At 49.0% G+C, this 2,382-nt stretch carries 2 protein-coding genes; one reads left to right on the top strand and one right to left on the bottom strand.

The window, feature by feature from the left end; translation table 11 throughout:
• Positions 1 to 91 precede the first annotated feature (91 nt).
• Positions 92 to 1,465, bottom strand: coding sequence for an SGNH/GDSL hydrolase family protein (locus K4A83_RS22545; protein ID WP_265266965.1), 1,374 nt, complete (start codon positions 1,463 to 1,465; stop codon positions 92 to 94).
• Positions 1,466 to 1,770: 305 nt separating this feature from the next.
• Here K4A83_RS22545 and K4A83_RS22550 point away from each other — a divergent pair, with 305 nt between their 5' ends.
• Entirely contained in the window at positions 1,771 to 2,256 is a 486-nt protein-coding gene (locus K4A83_RS22550; protein WP_265266966.1) for a low molecular weight protein-tyrosine-phosphatase, read from the top strand.
• The last annotated feature ends 126 nt before the right edge of the window (positions 2,257 to 2,382 follow it).

Below are 2,382 nucleotides of genomic sequence, written 5' to 3' on the forward strand. Positions count from 1 at the left end.
CCTGCTCCCCCTCTCCCCTGCTCCCCTGCTCCCCCTCTCCCCCGCTCCCCTGCTCCCCCTCTCCCCCGCTCCCCTTCTCCCTGACTCCCGATTACCGGACTAGGGGGTCTTCAATTTGCACTTGAATCCGGGGTAGGGTGGTGATGGCATTGTAGAAACGTTCGGCGAGGGTACTGTTGCCCTTGGCGTTTAAGTGAACCGCATCCTGAAAGGCTACGTCAGAAAGCCGATCAAACAATTGATAATAATTGAGGATTTTCACATTACGGGGGAAGGCCGCCCCGATTTGATCATTGACCTCTCCCAAGCGTCTAAAAGCCTGTCGAGCGCCTTCAACGTAATCTTGCCCCAATTGTTCGACAATGGCTTTTTCCTCTGCTTTCACTTCCAGATTTAACTGTTCCTCAGAAATCCCTGTAATTTCTGGTTGCAATGCCACCACTAGGGGAACATTGGCTCCAGCACAGAGTTGAACCATCTGGACAATGTTTTGCCGATAACGAGTGAGTCGTTGTTCGAGTTCCTCCTCATTGGTCGGGAGATGGTCAACTAAGGGCTGAGAATCATCGCCCACCAGGACTAAACTCCGTTGTTCGTAGGCCGATGGGGGTTGACCGAACAAGTTCGCGATCGCCTGCAAGAGAGTCGTATTACTGAAAAACCGCGTCACAGGCTGGGTTAAGTAGGCCCAAAAGTGAGCCGGAGGATCATTGAGAAACTCCTCCATTTGGGGAATTTGCACCGCTTCCTGCTCATGGGGTAGCATGACATCCTCATAACCATCTAATAAAACCACCACATCAGGTTTATAGGGCAGAATTCTTAACGCCAGTTGAGCTAACTCATTCCCCGACGCATACCCCGGCACGGCCGCATTAATCACCCGATAATCCCCACTACGAATTCTGGGGGGTAACGCTAAAGCATTAGCGCGACCTGTGGCATCAAAAGGCAAACTGGGGGGACGATATTTTTCCGGCGAACGTTGTTGTTGTTCCAGTCGCTCGTTAATCCGTCGTTCCAGATAATGGCTGAGGGTGTCATTTTGGGAAGTCAACCACTGACCAAAAGCAGCAGACCCCCCTAACAGGAAAATGCGAATTTCGTTGGCGGGTTTATCCCGGGGAATCTCCCGCTCATCCCTAAACCGCTCGTTATTAATTGTCCAATAGGAACTTTCTTGATTCCCGACCAATTGATAACCCACTCCTAGACTGGGTTGAATCGCCAGTTCACCTTTTTGGGGCAGTCCGGCAATGGGTTGTTCCTCCCGGTTCACCACCCGATATTGATAGGCACTGAGTATTTCTGGAGAGGTTTCCCGGGGAGTCGTTAACCCCAGAAATAGGCGGGTTAATAATTCCAGAACAATTAACCCAATGACAATAAAGGCAATCAGTTTCCAAGGAAAGGCAAAACGCTTTCTGCGTCTACTGTAATAAGGGTTTTTATAGGATTTAAACATTTAGTGGCTTCCTCAATTCGATAAATCCCAATCCGGCCAAAGCTATCCTTGGGGTGCTATTTTTTCTCAATCTGGCAGGTTTGGAGTTGTTCAGATCGGTTTTAGACTCGGAACTTGGTTGATGATACCCTCCTGACGCTAGGGTTACAGTACGGGACTGATAGCTCCGGTGAACCCCTCACAAGTTAACTTCCCATGCACCTCAGACTACCACTAAGATGAATGATGGAGGTTACGGGATTAGTTTAACGGTTCGTTGCCCCAATACGCGAATTTCTTTTCTTTGAGCATCTGATTATTGATCCATGCCATATCAAGTCCTATTTGTTTGTTTGGGCAATATTTGCCGCTCTCCCTCGGCCGAAAATATTATGAAATATTTGGTCGCCCAACGGAATTTAAGTGACCAGATTCTCTGTGATTCGGCAGGAACATCAAGTTATCATATTGGGTCGCCACCGGATCGACGAATGCAGTTGGCGGGCAAGCAACGGGGGATTACCCTCACGGGATCAGCCCGGCGCTTTAGTCCTGAAGATTTTGAACAGTTCGACCTGATTTTAGCGATGGATCACTCTAACTATCAGGATATTCTCGCTCTAGATCGTCAGGGGAAATATCGGGATAAGGTGCATTTAATGTGTGATTTTGCCACGGCTCACCCGGATCGGGAAGTGCCGGATCCCTATTATGGGGGATCGGAAGGCTTTAATTATGTGATTGATCTGCTGTTGGATGCCTGTGAGGGGCTACTCCAGCAAATTGTTGAGAGGGAAGGGTTTCAGGGCTAGCACGATCTTGACAAGTTAAGGTCCAAAGTTAGGAGTCGGGAATGGGGAGTCGGGTGTCGGAAACAATTATCAATTGTCAATTGTCAATTATCAATTCCCTATTACTTCTCCCCTGCCCCCCTGCTC

It is taken from the genome of Spirulina subsalsa FACHB-351 (assembly GCF_026130165.1).
In the GTDB taxonomy this organism is placed as follows: Bacteria; Cyanobacteriota; Cyanobacteriia; order Cyanobacteriales; family Spirulinaceae; genus Spirulina_A; species Spirulina_A subsalsa_A.